This window comes from Thermosynechococcus sp. GLH187 (assembly GCF_031583395.1).
Taxonomy (GTDB): Bacteria; Cyanobacteriota; Cyanobacteriia; order Thermosynechococcales; family Thermosynechococcaceae; genus Thermosynechococcus.
On record NZ_CP134175.1, the window covers coordinates 2389299 to 2408562 of the forward strand.

Here is a 19264-nt window from a genome sequence, read left to right on the forward strand (position 1 = left end):
AAAGGACTGTATTGTGTTAAGTTGTAGTCTTTTATTGTACTGCCTTTTTCTGGGGGTCAAAACCGTACAGGGCAGGCATCCATCAGTTGAGGACGTATCACATCAATGGGGATCAACCTACGCTCACCATTATTCATTGTTTTACTCACAATTGTCATCGACCGTTTGGGTGAGAGTCTGATTTTCCCCATTTTGCCCTTCCTCGTGGAGCGATTTAACTTTGATGCGTTGAGCTTGACGCTGTTATTTTCTGCCTTTGCTGCTGCCCAATTCATTGCTGCTCCCCTTTTGGGTGCCCTCTCGGATCATTGGGGACGTCGCCCGGTGTTGCTGATTTGCATTGCCGGTACGGCCCTGTCCTACATTCTCTTTGCTGTGGCGACGGTTCCTTGGCTGCTCTTTGTCTCGCGGATTATTGATGGTCTCACGGGGGGCGTGGTTTCAACGGCTCAGGCCTATATTGCTGACACCTCTGCTCCAGCAGATCGGGCTAAGAACTTTGGTTTAACGGGGGCAGCCTTTGGCATTGGCTTCATTTTTGGGCCGGCCATTGGCGGCAGTCTAGCAGCCATTGATCTCAAGTTGCCGATTTGGTTTGCAGCGGGCTTGGCACTGGTGAATGTCATCTTGGCCTATTTCATCTTGCCAGAGTCATTGCCCGCAGCCCAGCGATCGCCCCTGACCCTAAAGAGCTTTGCCTTGCAGCAACAGTGGTTGGAGCTATTCAATCAACGCACCCTCCAAGCCTTACTCATGGCCTTCTTTATTTTCAACTTTGCCTTTGCTGGCTTTACCAGTATCTTCGTCCTCTTCTTGAAGCGGCAATTGAGTTGGGGACCTGCCCAAGCGGGGATCATTTTTGTGATTATTGGCGTGGTGAGTACGATTGTGCAGGCGGGCTTGATTCGCTCATTGATTCCTCGCTTTGGTGAGCAGCGCTTGAGCTTGGGGGGATTGCTCCTAGTGGCCTTGGCCTTGTTGGGGATTGCGGCGGTGCCCAGTGCGGGCGGCTTTAGTGCGCCCTTGCTTTATGGGTGTGTGGTGGGTTTGGCCTTTGGCGTGGGAATCATGTTGCCCTCGCTGCGAGGGGTGATCTCCAATCGGGTGCGAGATCAAGATCAGGGGAAAATTATTGGCGCTAGCCAATCACTCCAAAGTGTGGCGGGGATTGCTGGACCGGCATGGGCAGGGTGGGTCTTCGATCGCTGGGGTGGGGTGGCGCCCGCTTGGCAAAGCAGTGTGATGATGGCGATCGCCCTTGGCTTTTTGGCGCTGGGATTGGGCAAGCCCAAGGATGCGACCCCTAGCACTCTCTAAGCAAAATATGTCAAACTGCTAAGCAAAGACCTTTATTCGCCCATTTTTTCAACCTTTGAACCCTCTCGACGCTCACCTATGATGCGGTTGTCTTTTCCTCAGCCTTCTCGACAGCCCCGTTGGCTCCATGCTTGGCGACGATCGCTCCGCTATCACTATTTGCGCTTGATGCGCTCCCACAGTAGCACTGAGAGTATTGCCCGTGGCCTTGGGGCAGGGGTCTTTGCTGGCATGCTGCCCCTGTTTGGGGGGCAAATACTTATTGCCGTCACGGTGGCCCTCCTTGTGCGCGGCAACAAGCCCTTGGCTGCCCTTGCCACTTGGGTGAGCAACCCCTTCACCTATGTCCCCCTGTTTTGGTTTAACTTTCAGGTGGGTTGGTGGCTGATGGGGCAGCCTGCCCTATCTTTTGGTGAGTGGCAATCTTGGGAAAAGCTCCTCGAACAGGGGGGGCAAATGGCAACGATTCTGATTTTTGGCAGTGTTTGGGTGGGCGTGGTTGCCGGACTCCTCACCTACGCCCTGTGTTTGCGACTGCTACCCACCCTGCGACAACGCTTTCGGCGGCGTTCTGCTATGGCTGCTGTAAATTTTCTAAACCGGCCACAACCTTAGCGGATTGCAGGCGATCGCCCTGTTGGATCCTGTCCACCACGTCCATACCATCGGTGACATAGCCAAAGACGGCATAATTGCCATCCAGAAAATCCAGTTGATCAAGGGCAATATAAAACTGGGCTGAGGCCGAATCGGGGAGTTGCGATCGCGCCATGGCCACCGCACCGCGCGTATGATTGAGAACGGGTGAGACTTTGCCCGCTTGGCTATAGGTGGGGGTGTCACTGCCCTGACCGAGAATTTCTAGGGGAATGTAGCGGGGGCGATTGGTCGCGGGGTCAATGAATGAACCCGTGCCGTAGAGTTGCGGCGACACACTGGGGTCTTTGCTCTGGGGATCCCCGCCTTGAACCACAAAGGGTCGGGGTTCACGAACCACACGGTGAAAAATCGTGCCATCATAGACTCCCCGCTGCACTAAATCCACAAAATTGCCAGCGGTAATCGGGGCAGCATCCCCCTTCACTTGAATCGTAATCGGGCGATCGTTGACTGTCAGTACAACCGTTGCATCGCCATTGAGTCGAGGTAAATTGGCCATAGGGGTTGGGCTTTGTGCTCCTGGAATTGAACTGGTGTCAGCCACTGAGGAGAGTGACGCGCAACTCACCAGCAGAAGCACACCGAGCACCATCACCAACTGTGGCAGAAATCGGGGCAATCTTGTGCCGAACTTCAGGGGTTTCATTGACCAGCCACTCCAAGCTAACCGTTCTATTATGCCGTGCCCTTGCGCCCTAATGACTGCGGGGAAGGGGTTGCTGTGTTGGTTGTTGCCGCAGTTGCACTAAGGGTTCATCGGGGTTCACCAAGTCAATAAAGACCATTTGGCGGGGATCCAAGTACTGAGGTAACTGCTTGAGGCTGGCTAGGGCACTGAGTTGTTTCTTCAATGTGGGACTATGCCACTGCACCACCCCAAGATGAACCGGCGCGAGGGGGGTTTGGACAATTAGATTCTGTTCATTGCGCCAATCTAAACCCGTAATCGGTAAATCCTGCTGCTGGAGAATCTGGTGAATTTGCTGCCACTGCTGCTGGCGATCGCGATCGATGGCCATTGTCTGCGGGCGCGGTGCATCCTTAACGGGTACAAAATACCCCTGCAATTGGAGTGTGGGCATTGGCTTCACGGCACTGGCTTGATAGCTACTCAGCGGGGCAACAAATCCGAGGCCATCCACCAACCAGCGACTGGCAGGCCCTTGCAGCTGCCCGGTTGCACTCATTACCCAGCATTGATTGCAGGTGGCGACTGCGACAGGCTTGCGTTCTTGGACTTCGACAATCAGTGTCGGCGGAAAGAGTTGGCGGGCGATCGTCACCCGTTGCAGAGGCAGCGTCGTTTCTAAGGCATGAATGATCTCCTGTGGCCGCAAACGCAGCAGTGACTCCGGATACTCAAGGGGCAATTGTGCCTGCAACGCTTCCGTTTTCAGCAGTTGATTGCCGCGAATCACCACTTGCTCCGGGCGGCGGATAACCCAGTCCGGCAGCGTCAGTCCCCAAACCAGTCCCCCTGTTAAGGTCAAGAGGACACTGGTACGCCAAAGCCCTGCCAGTTGCCGCCAGCGGCGTTTACTTTGCAATTGGCGGCGCCGTTCCCGAATGGCATCATGAGCCGTTGTCCCCTGAGGGGTGGGATTTACCATGGCCACGGCCTCAGTCTTGAGGAAAATTGGAACTTAGGATCCTGCACGGGCTGTCATTACTTGGTGATAAGATACGCGATGTTGATTGTCCGCTTGACTGCCTCTATCTTAGTAAAGGCTTCGCACCATGCCCCTGAATACATTTGCTCACTGCTCAAGATCATCGCTGCTCCTCGGGGTGTTACTACTGGGGGTACTCCCGCGGGCGGTGTTTGCTCAGAATCAATCTTCTAGCCCCAATGTCCAGATTGTGAATCCCACACCCCCACCCAGCTCTTCAATCTATACCCTTGAGGGGGGCAAGCGCTTGATGGATGAGGCTGCCGCCGCAGTCAATAGCCAAAATTATGCCGTCGCCGCTCGCAAGCTCTTAGAAGCCCGTACGGTGATGAACCAACTCTCGAACTTTTACCAGTCCCTCAACTCTAGCTTTTTGGGGATTGATACTGCGGCTGCCGATAGCAACCGTCGCCGTGCCCTAGAAGCAGCACAACTGCGCGATCAAGCGACTTTTCAACTGGCTTTGGTCTATCGCGCTAATAACCAACCTGAGCTTGCCGTGCCCCTTTTGGTAGAAATTATCCGCAGCCAAAACCCCACCCGTGAACTGGGACAAAAGGCCTATCAGCAATTGCTAGAATTAGGTTTTGTGGATGTGCCCTTTCCGCGTACGGGGGCAATTCCTTCCGGAACGCCTGCGGCGAGTCCACCGCCAGCCACCTCTGCCAATCCCCAACCGCGTCAGTAACGCTTCATGAACGACTCTCTCCTCAGTAATGGCCACGCGCCTCGGTTGCGCCAAGCCACGGTCGATCGCCAGACCAAAGAAACTAGCGTTCACGTTGAACTGGTTCTCGATGGCAATGGTCGAGCGGACAATCACACGGGGATTCCCTTTCTCGATCACATGCTGGATCAGCTTTGCTCCCACGGCCTTGTGGATTTGCGGGTGCAGGCCACAGGCGACACCCATATTGACGACCACCACACCAATGAGGATGTGGGCATTACCTTGGGGATGGCACTCGATCAAGCCTTGGGCGATCGCCGGGGGATTCATCGTTTTGGTCACTTTGTGGCTCCCCTTGATGAAAGTTTGGTGGAAGTTGCCCTAGACTTCTCGGGGCGTCCCCACCTTAGCTATGGGTTGCAGATTCCCACGCAGCGGGTGGGCACCTATGATACGCAACTGGTGCGGGAGTTTTTCGTTGCTTTGGTGAACCATAGCCGCATGACGCTGCATATTCGCCAATTGGATGGCATTAACTCCCACCACATTATTGAAGCGACCTTCAAAGCCTTTGCCCGTGCCCTACGCATGGCGATCGCCATTGACCCGCGCCGCAGTCAGCACATTCCCAGTTCTAAGGGGGTGATCCAAGCTTAGGTGTGGACGTGCCCATCGGGCATAATCGCTCCCGTGAGGCGTGCCCCGGTCAGTTTCACTAGGAGGCGATTGCCTTGGCTCATCTTTGCTCCCCGTAAATCGGCACCCCGCAGATCAGCCCCACTCAAGTCAGCACCAATGAGATTAGCCTCTTGCAGGTCGGCATAGCTGAGATCTGCTTGCAGCAAATTGGCGCGAAAGAGATTGGCGTGGCGCAGGTTAGCACGGTGGAGAATCACGCGGTGCAAAAAGGCATCACTGAGATCGGCATAGCTGAGATTGGCATGGCTGAGATTGCGCCCCTCAAAGTCCTTTTCGCTCAGGTTGGCTCCCTGTAAATTCACCCCCGACATATCCTTGTGGGGAGGCGTCGTGCGGGGTGGTTCTGGGGGCGGGGGCGCGGCTGTGCGTTGGCGCTGATAGGTGCCGTAGGTGTGGTTGTGGTGTTGGCTATAGGTCTGGTGCGTCGTTTGCTGCGGCTCACGGGGCGCATGATAGCTGCGATAGGTGTAGGGATTGGATTGATAGCGTGGGGGTGGCGGCGAGGAACGATAGGTTTGCCGCTGGCTAGCAGTCCGCTGGGAGGTTTGGCTGCCGTGTCGGGCAATATGTTGCCGCAGTTGATCCCGCGCTTCATTAAACTGCTTAATTTTCTCTTGTGCCTTCTCGATTAGCCGTGTGTTGTCCTTCGGGATGCGATCGGGATGCCAAATAAACACTAAATCCCGATAAGCTCGGTTCACTTCCTCGAGGGTTGCCCCCGGCTCCAACTCCAGTACCCGGTAGCAGGTGTCTAAATCGAGCATTTTCTGACGGCTTATCATGGATATTGATGATCTTAACCACGGGACTGCTCACCTAGGGTTGCGAAAGAATGCGTTAGTATGAACTTATGTAAAGACTTTTCACTTTTCCTAGCGGAGGATGGCGATCGGTGAATAAACAATGGCGAAACGCAGGTTTATATGTTCTTCTTGCAATCGTGGTGCTGGCCTTGGCCACTGCCTTCTTTGATCGCCAACCCACGACCAAACAGACATGGCCCTACAGTGAGTTCATCCAACAGGTCGAAAATCAGCAAATCACCAAAGTCAGTATTACCCCCGACCGCTCGCAGGCACAAGCGATTACCCAAGATGGCACGCGGGTGCTGGTCAATCTTCCCAACGATCCTGAACTGTTGGACATTCTCATTAGCAACAATGTGGACATCGCCGTCTTGCCCCAAAGCAACGATGGCTTCTGGTTCCGCGCCCTGAGCAGCTTACTGGTTCCCATTGGTCTTTTGGTACTGCTCTTTTTCCTGTTGCGGCGTGCCCAAGCAGGTCCTGGCAACCAAGCGATGAACTTTGGTAAGTCCCGGGCACGGGTACAGATGGAACCCCAAACCCAAGTGACCTTTAATGATGTGGCTGGCATTGATCAGGCCAAGCTGGAACTGGGTGAAGTGGTGGAATTCCTCAAGTACGCCGATCGCTTTACCGAAGTGGGCGCCAAAATTCCCAAGGGGGTTCTCCTTGTCGGGCCTCCCGGAACGGGTAAAACCCTGCTTGCGCGGGCAGTGGCTGGTGAAGCGGGCGTTCCCTTCTTCTCAATTTCTGGTTCTGAGTTTGTGGAAATGTTCGTTGGGGTGGGTGCCTCACGGGTGCGCGACCTCTTTGAACAAGCCAAAGCCAATGCCCCTTGTATTGTCTTCATTGATGAGATTGATGCCGTCGGTCGCCAGCGCGGTGCTGGTCTGGGGGGGGGCAATGATGAACGGGAGCAAACCCTCAACCAACTGCTGACGGAAATGGATGGCTTTGAGGGGAATACGGGCATCATTATTATTGCTGCAACGAACCGTCCGGATGTTTTGGATGCAGCACTATTGCGTCCGGGGCGTTTTGACCGTCAAGTGGTGGTGGATCGTCCGGATTACAAAGGTCGCCTCGATATTCTCAAGGTTCATGCCCGTGGCAAAACCCTCGCTAAGGATGTGGATCTCGATAAAATTGCCCGCCGTACCCCCGGCTTTACCGGTGCGGATCTCTCGAACCTACTCAATGAAGCGGCTATTCTGGCGGCTCGCCGCAACCTGACTGAAATCTCCATGGATGAGATTAACGATGCCATCGATCGCGTCCTCGCTGGGCCTGAGAAAAAAGACCGTGTCATGAGCGATCGCCGCAAGAAGTTAGTCGCCTACCATGAGGCGGGTCATGCCCTTGTCGGTGCCCTGATGCCCGACTACGATCCCGTTCAAAAAGTGAGCATCATTCCCCGGGGGCGGGCAGGCGGTCTGACTTGGTTTACTCCCAACGAGGATCAGATGGATTCGGGTCTCTATAGCCGTGCCTACCTGCAAAACCAAATGGCCGTTGCCCTTGGGGGTCGCATTGCTGAAGAAATTGTCTTTGGTGAAGAGGAGGTGACAACCGGTGCCTCAAACGACCTGCAACAGGTGGCACGGGTGGCTCGCCAAATGGTTACCCGCTTTGGCATGAGCGATCGCCTAGGACCTGTGGCCTTGGGACGGCAAACCGGGAATGTCTTCCTTGGCCGCGACATTATGGCGGAACGGGACTTCTCCGAGGAAACGGCTGCCACCATTGATGACGAAGTGCGCAATCTCGTCGAGCAAGCCTATCGCCGTGCCAAAGAGGTCTTGGTGAACAACCGCCATGTCCTTGACCAAATTGCCCAAGTGCTGATTGAAAAAGAAACGATCGATGCTGAGGAACTCCAAAGCATCTTGGATCGCAACGATGTGAAGATGGCAACGATTCCCTAGGCTTGCCCTTTGCGATCGCCCCAAGGGTCGTGCTAATGTAGTATTCCTTGGGACTGCGGGCATGGTTTAATGGTAAAACCCTAGCCTTCCAAGCTAGAGACGCGGGTTCGATTCCCGCTGCCCGCTTAACACTCAACTCCTTGAAGAACCTGCATTTTGGCGTATTGCAAAGACTCTGGGATGCTCTTTCAAAGTCTCAAAATAGGCTCAAACTGGATTTAGCACCCTATTCTATTGGTGGCCTATGGCTCAGCCACTTCGGCTAGGATAGCGCTTCTGGATTGATGAATGATTCTCACTGAAAATCTCAATGTCCTCTGGGCGAGCGTCCTCTTTGAAACCCTCTATCGCTTAGGACTGCGGACAGTCGTTCTCTCGCCGGGATCACGTTCGGGACCATTGGCGATCGCGGCTGCTGCCCATCCCCATCTTGAGGCCCTGCCGATTCTTGACGAACGCTCGGCAGCTTTTTTTGCCCTTGGCCTTGTCCAACAGCAGGGACGACCCGTTGCCCTTGTCTGCACTTCAGGTACTGCTGCGGCCAATTTCTATCCCGCGATTATTGAAGCAAGCCTTAGTCATTTACCGTTAATTGTGCTGACCGCCGATCGCCCCCCCGAATTGCGCTTTTGCCAAGCGGGACAAGCCATTGATCAGGTGCATCTCTATGGTCATGCCGTACGTCACTATCGCGAACTAAGTCTGCCGGAACTTGCTTTGCTGCCCTACCTGCGGCAAACCCTCTGCCATAGCTGGCAAACTGCCCTCTGGCCAGATCCAGGCCCAGTCCATTTGAATATTCCTCTACGGGATCCCCTTGACCTGCGCTCTGAGGCCAATTTTCATGGGGCACTTCCTGAAAACTTCTTTGATCAGGTGCAGCCCTTTGTGCCGCCTCGGGTTGTCACCGCTCTCCCTTGGCAAACATGGCAACAGATGCAGCGGGGGTTGATTATTGCGGGACCCAGTCATGGGGTGGAGCCTTTGGCGGAAGCGGACGCGATTGATCGCCTGAGTCGGTTTCTGCAGTGGCCAGTGCTTGCCGATGCCCTCTCCTACGCACGGGGACTGCCCCACGGCATTACCCATTACGATCTGCTGCTGCGAAATGGCCACCTACGGGAATCCTTGCGTCCTGAAGCAGTGATTCAACTGGGACCGCTGCCCACCAGTAAAGCCCTGCGGGAGTGGCTCAGTGCCTGCGATCCGCTGATCTGGTGCCTTGACCCCACGGGCGATAACAACAATCCCCTCCATGGCCGCTGTCAGACGCTGGCGATCGCCCCCCAAGATCTGGACTGCCCCACCGACCCCCTGCCCCCCAACCCCTACCTCAAGGACTGGCAAGACCACGATCAACGAGTACATGAGCAACTGAAGCGAACCTTGGAGGCCATTGATTGGTTCTGTGAGGCCAAGCTGATTTACCATCTGCCGCAGTGGTTGCCATCGCAAACGGCGATTTTTGTGGCCAGTAGTATGCCCGTGCGCGATGTTGAGAGTGTTTGGCGGGCGAGCGATCGCCACCATCGTTTTTACTTTAATCGAGGCGCCAACGGCATTGATGGCACATTATCTAGTGCCCTTGGGGTTGCCCATCGCGGTCAGCCCACCCTCTTGATCACGGGGGATTTGGCCTGCTTGCACGATACCAATGGCTGGCTGATCACGCCCCAGTTTCAAGGGTGTCTAACCGTACTGCTGATCAATAACAACGGCGGTGGTATTTTTGAGCATCTACCGATTCGGCGGTTTGATCCACCCTTTGAGAGCTTTTTTGCCACCCCCCAAGCGGTCAATTTTGCCCAGCTTGCAGCGGCCTACGGCATTCCCTATCACTGCTTACAAGACTGGGCGGATGTGAAAACCCAACTTTCCCTTGCCCCTTGGCCAAAGGTACGACTTTTGGAATTTAAGAGCGATCGCCAGCAAAATGCCCAATGGCGCCAGCAGGTACTGGCTCACCTCACAATTTAACTTGCGGTACCTCAGTGGCTATGGATGTGGTGGGAGAGCAACTGCTCCTCTAGCGCCGCAATCTGATTGTAGGCCGCCGTGAGTTGTGCCGTCAGCCGTTGAATTTGCACCTCTGGACTCAGGGGGCGATCGCCACTGAGGTTGCGTGTTTGGCTATAGTCATCATCCACCAGAATATCCTTGTGTTCTGGGGTACTCACCAAAGGACGCGGTTTGGGCAGAGGATTCTGCTCAGTAGGGGTTACAGGCAGAGGCTTGAGCCGCCCCTCCTCTAGAGCCTTAGAAACCTTTTGGTTGAGTTGTTCAACGATCTGGTAGAGGGCATCAATTTTGTTACTCAGAACCAGAATCTGCTTATGTAATAAATCCACAGGCCAAATCCTCTCGTGGTGGAATGCTGTAGTTGTCAACTCAACTGCCTCTAGGGAAAATAGCGGTGCGAGGCATCACCAACCCTAGGCACTAGAAATACACTTGATAGAGTAGGCATTTCCCCAAGCGTAGGATGCCTAGCGTCAGGAGCATCGAGTGCGGAGACCAAGCTTGCCGAGAAACAAGGGTATTACTATAGATCCAGCCTAGGGAAAGTCACTCGCCAATGGCAACTTTTTCAAAAAGACTTAAGACCAAGTAAACTTTTGTAAAAGTATGGATTGTTTTATCAATGCAGAACACCTGCCGACAAGCAATATTCTTCAGGAACTTCACACTTGGCTGAGCGAGGGTAGCTAGCTTCTGGTCTCTCACTTGTTGTTTGATATGGGTTGATCAACGTTCTATCAACTGCCCTAGCCTTTGGAGACAGACGGTGGAAATTCAGCGACTAACCCTAAAAAATTTTAAGACCCACCGCGATCGCACGTTTGAGTTTCTGCCCGGTGTGAATGTCATCTGTGGCGAGAATGGTGCGGGCAAAACCAGTATTTTTGAAGCCATTGCTTGGGTTCTCTTTGATGCCACCTCGGGCTATGGCAGTGGCTTTAATAAGGCGATTATTCGCAAGGGTGCTAAACGCGCCGAAGCCACAGTTCAGTTTATCTCGGCAGCAGATGGTCGCTCCTATGTGGTACGGCGCAATACGCAAATGGGGTACGCGATTTATGACCCCCAAGTGGGAGACCTCGGTCTTTCGTTGCGTGAAGATGTGCAGGTGTGGTTGCAGGAGCACCTTGGTATCCGCAGTGCCTTTCCGCTTCGGGATCTCTTTGAGCAGATCATTGGCATTCCCCAAGGGATGATCACGGCGGATTTTCTCAAGCCACCCGCCCAGCGGCGGCAAGTTTTTGAACCGATTTTGCAAGTCAGTGACTATCGCCAAGCCTTTGACAATGCCCTTGCCCTCGTGAATTTTTCCCAAGAGCGGGTGGTGTCCCTAGAGCGGCAGTTGGCTGTGCAAAAGCAGGAACTGGCCACGCGATCGCAATATGAACAACAGGCAACCGCCTTGGCAGCGGAGCTAGAGCGCGATCGCCAGCAGTGCGAGGAATTACACCAACAATGTCAGGCCTTAGCCACCGAAAAACAGCAATACGAAGCTGCCGTTGAAACGCTGAACCGTCTTGCGCAAACCTGTCAGCGCCTCGAAGCCCAACTGCGTCAGCAGGAGGAACTCTGTCGCGATCGCCAGCGCCAGTTGGCCGCAGCTCGCAATAGCCAAGCCCAGTGCCAGCAACTGCAATCCGACTATGATCGCTATCGGCAGCAAGAGAGCCGCTACCAAGAACTTGAGCAGCAACTACGGGGACGAGCTGCCCTTGAGCAGAACATTCGCAAGCTAGAGCAGCAGCAACAAAAGCTGGCCACCCAATTAGCTAGTATTGAAAGCCAACGCCAAGCGATCGCCACCATTGCTAGTCAACTTGCTGCCCTTGAACCCCAAATTGCTGCTGCTGACGCCCTCGATGCCGAAATTGTCCCCCTTGAGGCGCGCTACCAACAAGCCCAACAGGCAGATCAAGAACTGCGCCACCTCAAGCAACAAGCGGCAACGTTGCAAGCCCGCCTTGAGAAAATTGCGCAACAGGTGCAAGCCCTAGAGCAACAGCGTCCCATAGCCGCCACCTTGAGCGCTAAACAGGCAGAACGGGAGCGACTCCAAGCCCAACTCAGCCACGCCACCGCCGCCCATGCCTTTGCTGCTACCCTCGATCCCATTCTCAAGAGAGCGCAAACCCAAGCCACGGAAACGGATCCCCTTGTAGCGGCGGCGATCGCCGAACTCACTGCCGCTCAGCAATTTGCTCTAGTTCGCCCTGCCATTGAACAGGGGCTAACGGCACTCCAACAGCTGCAGGAGAACTACCGTTGGCTTTTGGATCAACTCACGGCACTGCGACAAACCCTCACAGATCCTGCCGCTATTCCTGCCCTCAACCAAACGTTAAAACAGTTAGAAACTGACATTGCCCGTGCTGCCGCCGCAGAACGATCCCTCTTGCAAGCCCAAGCCCTTGAGGAGGAACGCAGCCGTTTGGCAGCAGAGCTTAAGCAGTTGAGCGATCGCCAGCAAACCGTAGAACCCCTAAGCAAAGAACTCACTGATTTAGAACGCCGCTTGAACGAGTTACGGGAAGAACGCGCCAACCTTGGCCAACCCCATGCCCAGCGCCAACTGTTACTGGAGCAGCAGGCAGCAGCCCCCCAACTGGAAGCCGACTACGCACGTTTGGGTACCGAACAGGCCACCCTACAAGCTCGCCTCACCCCCCTTTATGAGGAACGCCAACACTATGCCACCCTTGAGGAACAGCGGCAACAGCTTAGCGATGAGCTAGCTAGACTACGTCCCAGCTATGATACCTATCTCCAACACCAGCAGCAGGCCGCCCAAGTAGAAAGCTATGAAGCGGCCCTGAAAACAGCTATGCAAGCCGCCCATGATTTAAAAGCTGCCCTTGCCAAAGCCCAAGCAGAGTACGACGCCCAAGAGCAGCGGGTGGATTTAGCCGCTCTGGAAGCCGTGCGCGATCGCTACGAAAACCTACACCGCGAGTATCAACGGCTCCTTGGTGCGATTCCTGAAAAAGAAAAGCAGTACCAAAGCTGCCTTGCCACCCTCAAGCATCTTGATGAAGTCGCCGCCGAAAAGGAAAAGACACTGCAAAAGCTGGTAGCGGCACAGAAACACCACTATCTGATTGAGACGGCCCGCGAGATTTTCAAAAAGAGTGGCCCCCGCGTCAGTGAAGCCTATCTGCACACCGTTTCCAGCGAAGCCGATCGCCTACTGCGCGAACTCCTCAATCGTCCTGATGTAGCACTCCAGTGGACATCGGACTATGAGATTCAGGTGAATGAAGGCGGCTACTGGCGACCCTTCAAAAGCCTCTCCGGCGGTGAGCAAATGTGTGCGGCCCTTGCGGTGCGCTTAGCCCTGCTGCGGGTACTGGTCAACACTGACATTGCCTTCTTTGATGAACCGACCACCAATATGGATCAGGTGCGCCGCCAACAACTGGCCGAGAGCCTGAGCAATCTCAGAAGTTTTCATCAACTTTTTGTGATTAGCCACGATGAAACCTTTGAAGCCCTCACCGAGCACACGATCCATCTGGAGCGATCGCTCCCTTAGGCGTAGGCCGTGTGGAGTGCCCACCAAATGAGTGCCGCAATAAAGCCAAGAATCAAAACGGCAGAAATCGCGATCATCGCTGGGCTGTCGGCACCATCAAACTTCATAATGCCGCGATTAAAATCCGTGGCCATAGGAATAAACTCCAAGCACCATTGAATCCACAGTAACCAAATTAATTTTAGGCTGCTTTTCTGGCAGTGGGGTTGGGGATAACGACTTGTTACGATTTGTGGCGCTCCCTAAAAACCCTCTTAAATGTGATCAATATCACAGCAGCCCTAGGTGAAACAGGCAAAGGTAGAAGTAAGCACACAGCCTAGACCACTTGTTGAAGTGTCACGTTTTGTAACGTTTTGTAACGTTGCTCCTGCCCTAACTCAAGCTGAAGGCGGGGAGTATTCAGATTTGCAGAGGGGATGATTTCTTGAGGGCTGTTGAAACACGGGGGATAGAGATAATGAATAGCCTGCAACAGGAACGTCACGTCTTAATTTTGAATACCGTGGGTGGCCGGCGGGCGATCGCCCTTGAGGCAGCGGCCTACTCCCTTGGGCGCGATGAGAGTAATGCCATTGTTATTGACTTTGAAACGGTTTCTCGCCAGCACGCTATTCTCCTGCGGGTACCTGTCCCCGGTACCACCAGCTACCGCTATCGTTTGGTGGATGGCAATGCCAATGGTAAGCCCAGTACCAACGGCACCTTTGTCAATGGCAAGCGCATCAGTAGCCATGAATTGCAGCACGGCGATGTGATTCTCTTTGGTCGTAAAGCCAAGGCTTCCTATCTCATGCTCTCGATGGCGGATACCGAGTTCAGCCAATATCTGCAATCCATTGCCTTCCAAAGCATTAAATCCGATCTGCGGGGTGCCAAGGAAACCCTTGTGGGTATGGAGCTAAGTGGCGAACTGCGGCGAACCCCGAGCCGTGAATTGGTGGCAGCGGCAGCCACGCAGTTACATCCTGAAGCCGAATCCGCAAAAGAGACCTTGGCCAGTGAGAGCGACAGGGAGCCGCAGGGGAACAACAAAGAAACCGTCCATGAAAAAGAGAGCCAAGGCTCAAAAACCAGCCTCGTGGGTCTAGGGGCGATCGCCCTTGTGGTTGTTGCCATTATCGCAGGAGCCGTCTGGCGATCGGGCTTCTCCCCCAGTCAACCGCAGGGTACACCACCTGCCACTCAAACCCGCAACTAGCTCAACCCAGATCCTGCATTGCTTTGATAAATAGTTTCAAAGTATAAACAATTCCGTATAACAGTCGTTCCCCTGAGTGCCTTTGCTAAAATGAAAGCAATATGGAATGCGTTCTACAACTGCCTGTGGGGTTGCGATCGCTCTAAAGCCATGGGTTAAGCGGACAAACAGACAGACATTTCAAAAGCCAGTTTTAGGAGAGCTTAAATGACAAAGCGGGATCATAGCAAAGTTTATAGTGTCACACTGGTCAATGAAGCAAGAGGCTTGAATAAAACTATTCGTGTTCATGCCGACGAGTACATTCTTGATGCTGCCGAAGCCCAGGGCATTGCTTTGCCCTACTCCTGCCGCGCCGGTGCCTGCGTCAACTGTGCTGGTCGGATCATCAAAGGGACGGTGGATCAGTCGGATCACTCCTTTTTAAAGCCCAAGGAGTTGGATGCTGGATTTGTGCTGCTGTGTGCGGCCTATCCCACATCCGATTGCGTGATCTCAACCCACGAAGAAGATAACTTACTGAACTTGACTTAATCTTTTAGTTAATTTCGTCATTATTATCGCTCAAAAATTAAGTACCCCCTAGGAGCAGGGTCACAAGTTTTTCTATGTGGTCTTTTATCTTTTATTAGTTATTGGCATTGCCGTCGGTGTAATACAAGGTTATTCAACGGTTACTGACTTGGCGAGGTTGCGGGGTTGATCGACATCTAAGCCACGGCGGGCAGCAATGTGATACGCCAACAGTTGCAGGGGGATCACCGTCAGGATGGGGGAGAGAAGCTCATCGACCTCGGGTACAGGTAAAAGGTTATCGAAGGTGTGCTGGGCTTCAGCCCCGTCGAGGGGGGTGACACCAATGAGGCGGGCATCGCGGGCACGGGCTTCTTGGGCATTGGAGAGGACTTTCTCAAAGACACTGCCGGGCATGGCGATCGTGACCACCGGTACTTTGGCATCGAGGAGGGCGATCGGGCCATGTTTCATCTCACCCGCAGGATACCCCTCGGCATGGATATAGCTAATTTCCTTGAGTTTGAGGGCACCTTCGAGGGCAATGGGAAAGTTGATGCCACGTCCCAAAAAGATAAAGTCTTGGGTCTCGGAAAAGTCATGGGAGAGAGCTTCAATATAGCGTTCTTGGCTTTCTAAAATTTGCTCCATCTGGGCAGGCAATTGGCGCAAGCCAGTGACGAGTTCCGCCAAGCGGGAGCGATCGCAAGACTGCCGCTGCCATGTCAATTCTAGGGTCAGCAGATAGAAGGCCATCAACTGGGCAACGAATGTTTTTGTGGCGGCTACGCCAATTTCAATACCGGCACGGGTATCAATAATGTGGGGCACCAGATGCCCAAGACTACTTTCTGGGCGATTGGTAATCCCCAGCAAACGAGGTTGGAGAGCGCCCGCGAGTCCTTGGCGGCGTTTTAGCTCCATCTCTAGAGCGGCAAGGGTATCCGCTGTTTCCCCAGACTGGGTGACACCAATGGTCAGGGTATGGGGTAGCAGGGGCGGCGGCGCGTAGCGAAACTCTGAGGCATATTGCACACTGGTGGGAATCTGGGCGATTTGCTCAAGAAGATATTTGCCCACAAGGCTGGCGTGCCAACTGGTGCCACAGGCAACAATTTGAATGTGCTGCAGATTTTCGAGGAGGCTGGGGTCTAGGTGCAACTGCACCGGGCTAAAGGAACTGTTCTCATCCCAATCGGCTCGCAAATAGTCCTCTAAACAGGTGCGCACCACCCCCGGCTGCTCATAGATTTCCTTGAGCATGTAGTGCTTAAAGCCCTGCTTTTCCACCATGACGGGGTTCCAGTTGAGGGTGCGAGGGGTTTTGCGTAGGCGATGTCCCGCAAAGTCATAGACTTCAACCCCTGTGGGCGTCAACCGAGCCAGTTCGCCATTTTCCAGCGGCAATACAGCACGGGTATAGGGAATGATCGCTGGGGTATCGGAGGCGCAGAAGAATTCCCCTTGGCCAAAACCAATCACAAGAGGAGCTTGCTGCCGGGCCACGATCAATTCATCGGGATAATCTGCACAGATAACGGCGATCGCAAACGCCCCTTCCAATTGATGCACAGCTTGGCGCACCGCTTCTAGGAGGCCATTGGCGGTGGGGGTCTCAGGCAACGCTTCGGCAATCAGGTGGGGAATGACTTCTGTATCGGTTTCGGAGCGGAAAATGTGCCCCCGCGCTTGGAGTTGCTCCCGCAGTTCACGGTAGTTTTCAATGATGCCATTTTGCACCACGGCTAGGCGATCGCGGCTGTCGCGATGGGGGTGGGCATTGTGTTCCTCTGGTTTACCGTGGGTCGCCCAACGGGTGTGGCCAATGCCAACATGGGCAACAATGTCGAGCTGTTCAACTTTTTCGGCTAAGTTGTGGAGTTTGCCCTTGGCGCGGACACAGAGGAGTTCGCCCTCATTGAGTGTGGCAATGCCAGCGGAATCATAGCCCCGATATTCCAGCTTTTGCAGCCCCTGAAGCAGGACTTGGGCTGCTCGCTGTGGGCCAATATAACCAACAATGCCACACATAATTGATAGACCTCGTAAGCTGAGAGAAACAGGAGTGCTCTAACGACGGCTGGCAAATTGCGGCAGTTCCACCTGTGACCGTTTGAGGGGGAGTCGCGAACGGGAGGCAAAGCGTTCTTTGGTGAATTCGGCTTGCCACGGTTGAATGCCAATGGGTTGAATCGAACGCGGATGGGAAACTGCTGGCATGGTGATCGCGTCTAAGGGTTTCGAGGCGGTTCTGGAGGGAACCTGAACGCGGTAAACTGTCCTGTGCCAAGAGGTTTCAATCTGGCGGCGAGAATTGGCGATCGCTTGCCATTCTTGATCATCCATGTTCCACTCTGTTTTGTGCCACTCACTCATCACCCAACACCCACACCTTAATGACATGTTATTATTCGGATTTTTATGAACTAGATTATCGGAATTTTAACAAAAGGCAAGCTTTGGGCAAAAATTGTCACAGGATGCTAGGGGGACAGCCTGTAACTCCCGTCACCTGCTGTGTTGAGCAATTACGCCAATCCGCTAGGGTTCATGCGCTTTCAGTGCAACTCAAGACACTTCACAAACTGGTACGTGCCTAGGCTTCATCTCCTCTCGTAGAATTCCTCATCCATACAGTGGGGTCGTTCATTTCCGTATCTTTCACCGGCGAGTGCCGTAGTGCCACAATACCCTAAACGGCCTATCACTGGAGATGCACAGCCATGAACCTACGGGAACTCCTAACGGCGGCAGAGATTACGCCGAGTTTTGAGCATCCTGCCCTCGATCAAGAGGTGAAGTCCCTGAGTACGAATTCTTGGGAGTGTCAGCGTGGCTCGTTGTTTATTGGCATGCCTGGCACGCGGGTGGACGGGGGCAATTTTTGGCCAAGTGCCTTGGCAGCGGGGGCGATCGCGGCTGTGGTGTCTCCGCAAGCCAAACCCCGTGAGGGAGATGCCTGTGTGATTGTGGTGCCCGATATTGAGCGTGCCTGTGGTCGGCTCGCGGCTGCTTTTTATCATTACCCCAGCCAGCATCTCAGCCTGCTAGGGGTTACGGGTACAAACGGCAAAACAACCACCACCCACTTGGTGGAACATCTCCTCAACAGTGTGGGCTATCCAACGGCACTCTTGGGAACGCTCTACAGTCGCTGGCCGGGACACTGTGAGATTGCCAGTCATACCACGCCCTTTGCGGTGACTCTTCAGGAACAATTAGCGGCAGCAGTCGCAGCGGGCTGTCGGTTTGGGGTGATGGAGGTGAGTTCCCATGCCTTGGCGCAGGATCGGGTGTGGGGCTGTCAGTTTGAGGTGGCGGCTTTTACCAACTTGACCCAAGATCATCTGGATTATCACCGCGATCTGGAGGACTATTTTGCCGCTAAGACCAAGCTCTTTACTGCTGACTATCTCAAGGGTCGAGCAATTCTCAATGGCGATGATCCCTTTGGCCAGCGACTGGCTCAACAGTTGCCGCGCGATCGCTACTGGACCTATGGCCTCAGCGAGAATGCTGATTTTCGGGCTGAGCATCTCACCTATCGTGTCAATGGCGTGACGGGCACGGTTCATACCCCTATCGGTAGCGGCACCCTAGACTCGCCGTTGGTGGGACAGTTTAATGTGGCCAATGTGCTGGCCGCGATCGCCATGGGGGCAGCGGTAGGACTCCCCCTAGAATCGATGCTGAAGGCGATTCGTGATTTTGCGGGGGTACCGGGGCGGATGGAGCAGGTGCGCATTAGCCCAGACCAAGAGATTACGGTTCTTGTGGATTATGCCCATACCCCCGATAGCCTTGAGAACTTGTTAAAAGCTGCCCGTCCCTTTATTCCCGGTAAGCTAATCTGTGTCTTTGGCTGTGGGGGCGATCGCGATCGTACCAAGCGTCCCCAGATGGGAGCCATTGCCGCTCGCCTTGCGGATCAAGTGGTGGTGACATCCGATAACCCGCGCACCGAGGATCCCCGCCGCATTCTTGATGACATCCTTGCTGGTATCCCACCGCAAACGCCGCTGATCGTTGAGGCCGATCGCCGTCAAGCGATTCTGCAAGCCATTCTGAGGGCAGCGCCGGGTGATGGCGTGATCATTGCTGGCAAAGGTCATGAGGACTACCAAATTCTGGGCACTGAAAAAGTCCACTTCGACGATCGCGAGGAAGCCCGTACTGCCCTCGAACAGCGACGCAAACAACAACTGAATCAAGGCTAACGTGCCACAATAGGGGATTGTTGTTCCACAGCGAGCAG

Annotated in this window: 17 protein-coding genes and 1 tRNA gene; 11 read left to right on the forward strand and 7 right to left on the reverse strand. The window is 54.2% G+C overall.

Going from position 1 to position 19264, the window contains the following annotated elements; translation table 11 throughout:
* The first annotated feature begins 105 nt into the window (after nt 1–105).
* Together RHI63_RS11735 and RHI63_RS11740 are read left to right on the forward strand one after the other, a co-directional pair.
* Nucleotides 106–1317 carry an MFS transporter gene (locus tag RHI63_RS11735; protein WP_206200311.1) on the forward strand — a complete coding sequence of 404 codons (1212 nt, stop codon included), beginning with the start codon at nt 106–108 and terminating at the stop codon, nt 1315–1317.
* Between the two features lie 78 nt (nt 1318–1395).
* A complete protein-coding gene (locus tag RHI63_RS11740; protein WP_206200312.1) occupies nt 1396–1932 on the forward strand; it encodes a DUF2062 domain-containing protein in 537 nt (178 codons plus the stop codon).
* On the opposite strand, the gene RHI63_RS11745 is transcribed toward RHI63_RS11740, so the two are convergent.
* Together RHI63_RS11745 and RHI63_RS11750 are read right to left on the reverse strand one after the other, a co-directional pair.
* The gene (locus RHI63_RS11745) at nt 1892–2623 is read right to left on the reverse strand and encodes a peptidylprolyl isomerase (protein ID WP_206200313.1); all 732 of its coding nucleotides are present in this window, start codon (nt 2621–2623) and stop codon (nt 1892–1894) included. The genes RHI63_RS11740 and RHI63_RS11745 overlap by 41 nt on opposite strands.
* Nucleotides 2624–2672: 49 nt before the next feature.
* The gene (locus RHI63_RS11750; RefSeq protein WP_225901580.1) at nt 2673–3587 is read right to left on the reverse strand and encodes a cell division protein FtsQ/DivIB; all 915 of its coding nucleotides are present in this window, start codon (nt 3585–3587) and stop codon (nt 2673–2675) included.
* A gap of 127 nt (nt 3588–3714) precedes the next feature.
* Here RHI63_RS11750 and RHI63_RS11755 point away from each other — a divergent pair, with 127 nt between their 5' ends.
* Nucleotides 3715–4335: a hypothetical protein gene (locus tag RHI63_RS11755; RefSeq protein WP_206200315.1), complete on the forward strand. Its 621-nt coding sequence runs from the start codon at nt 3715–3717 to the stop codon at nt 4333–4335.
* Between the two features lie 6 nt (nt 4336–4341).
* Nucleotides 4342–4974, forward strand: coding sequence for an imidazoleglycerol-phosphate dehydratase HisB (gene hisB, locus RHI63_RS11760; protein WP_206200316.1), 633 nt, complete (start codon nt 4342–4344; stop codon nt 4972–4974).
* On the opposite strand, the gene RHI63_RS11765 is transcribed toward hisB, so the two are convergent.
* The gene (locus tag RHI63_RS11765; protein WP_206200317.1) at nt 4971–5798 is read right to left on the reverse strand and encodes a pentapeptide repeat-containing protein; all 828 of its coding nucleotides are present in this window, start codon (nt 5796–5798) and stop codon (nt 4971–4973) included. The two genes, hisB and RHI63_RS11765, sit on opposite strands and share 4 nt — an antisense overlap.
* Nucleotides 5799–5908: 110 nt before the next feature.
* On the opposite strand from RHI63_RS11765, the gene ftsH3 reads away from it, so the two are divergent.
* The 3 genes from ftsH3 (at nt 5909) to menD (ending at nt 9724) form a co-directional block, all read left to right on the forward strand.
* Entirely contained in the window at nt 5909–7747 is a 1839-nt protein-coding gene (ftsH3, locus tag RHI63_RS11770; RefSeq protein ID WP_302677465.1) for an ATP-dependent zinc metalloprotease FtsH3, read from the forward strand.
* A gap of 55 nt (nt 7748–7802) precedes the next feature.
* Nucleotides 7803–7873, forward strand: a tRNA-Gly gene (locus RHI63_RS11775).
* A gap of 162 nt (nt 7874–8035) precedes the next feature.
* Nucleotides 8036–9724, forward strand: coding sequence for a 2-succinyl-5-enolpyruvyl-6-hydroxy-3-cyclohexene-1-carboxylic-acid synthase (menD, locus tag RHI63_RS11780; RefSeq protein ID WP_310821622.1), 1689 nt, complete (start codon nt 8036–8038; stop codon nt 9722–9724).
* Between the two features lie 11 nt (nt 9725–9735).
* Here the strand turns inward: menD and RHI63_RS11785 are convergent, their stop codons facing one another.
* The gene (locus tag RHI63_RS11785; protein ID WP_206200320.1) at nt 9736–10095 is read right to left on the reverse strand and encodes a hypothetical protein; all 360 of its coding nucleotides are present in this window, start codon (nt 10093–10095) and stop codon (nt 9736–9738) included.
* A 437-nt stretch (nt 10096–10532) separates the two neighbouring features.
* Between RHI63_RS11785 and RHI63_RS11790 the strand changes: the two genes are divergently transcribed.
* The gene (locus tag RHI63_RS11790; RefSeq protein WP_310821623.1) at nt 10533–13295 is read left to right on the forward strand and encodes an SMC family ATPase; all 2763 of its coding nucleotides are present in this window, start codon (nt 10533–10535) and stop codon (nt 13293–13295) included.
* On the opposite strand, the gene RHI63_RS11795 is transcribed toward RHI63_RS11790, so the two are convergent.
* Nucleotides 13292–13429 carry a hypothetical protein gene (locus RHI63_RS11795; protein ID WP_024125599.1) on the reverse strand — a complete coding sequence of 46 codons (138 nt, stop codon included), beginning with the start codon at nt 13427–13429 and terminating at the stop codon, nt 13292–13294. The genes RHI63_RS11790 and RHI63_RS11795 overlap by 4 nt on opposite strands.
* A gap of 326 nt (nt 13430–13755) precedes the next feature.
* Between RHI63_RS11795 and RHI63_RS11800 the strand changes: the two genes are divergently transcribed.
* Both RHI63_RS11800 and RHI63_RS11805 read left to right on the forward strand, forming a co-directional pair.
* On the forward strand, nt 13756–14496 hold the full coding sequence (locus RHI63_RS11800) for an FHA domain-containing protein (RefSeq protein WP_310744590.1): 741 nt from the start codon (nt 13756–13758) through the stop codon (nt 14494–14496).
* A gap of 207 nt (nt 14497–14703) precedes the next feature.
* On the forward strand, nt 14704–15030 hold the full coding sequence (locus RHI63_RS11805; protein WP_206200323.1) for a 2Fe-2S iron-sulfur cluster-binding protein: 327 nt from the start codon (nt 14704–14706) through the stop codon (nt 15028–15030).
* Between the two features lie 129 nt (nt 15031–15159).
* Here RHI63_RS11805 and glmS read toward each other — a convergent pair whose 3' ends face one another.
* Nucleotides 15160–17040: a glutamine--fructose-6-phosphate transaminase (isomerizing) gene (gene glmS, locus RHI63_RS11810; RefSeq protein ID WP_310821624.1), complete on the reverse strand. Its 1881-nt coding sequence runs from the start codon at nt 17038–17040 to the stop codon at nt 15160–15162.
* 39 nt (nt 17041–17079) lie between these two features.
* Nucleotides 17080–17385 carry a hypothetical protein gene (locus tag RHI63_RS11815; RefSeq protein WP_206200325.1) on the reverse strand — a complete coding sequence of 102 codons (306 nt, stop codon included), beginning with the start codon at nt 17383–17385 and terminating at the stop codon, nt 17080–17082.
* Nucleotides 17386–17732: 347 nt separating this feature from the next.
* Here RHI63_RS11815 and RHI63_RS11820 point away from each other — a divergent pair, with 347 nt between their 5' ends.
* On the forward strand, nt 17733–19226 hold the full coding sequence (locus RHI63_RS11820; RefSeq protein ID WP_206200326.1) for a UDP-N-acetylmuramoyl-L-alanyl-D-glutamate--2,6-diaminopimelate ligase: 1494 nt from the start codon (nt 17733–17735) through the stop codon (nt 19224–19226).
* The last annotated feature ends 38 nt before the right edge of the window (nt 19227–19264 follow it).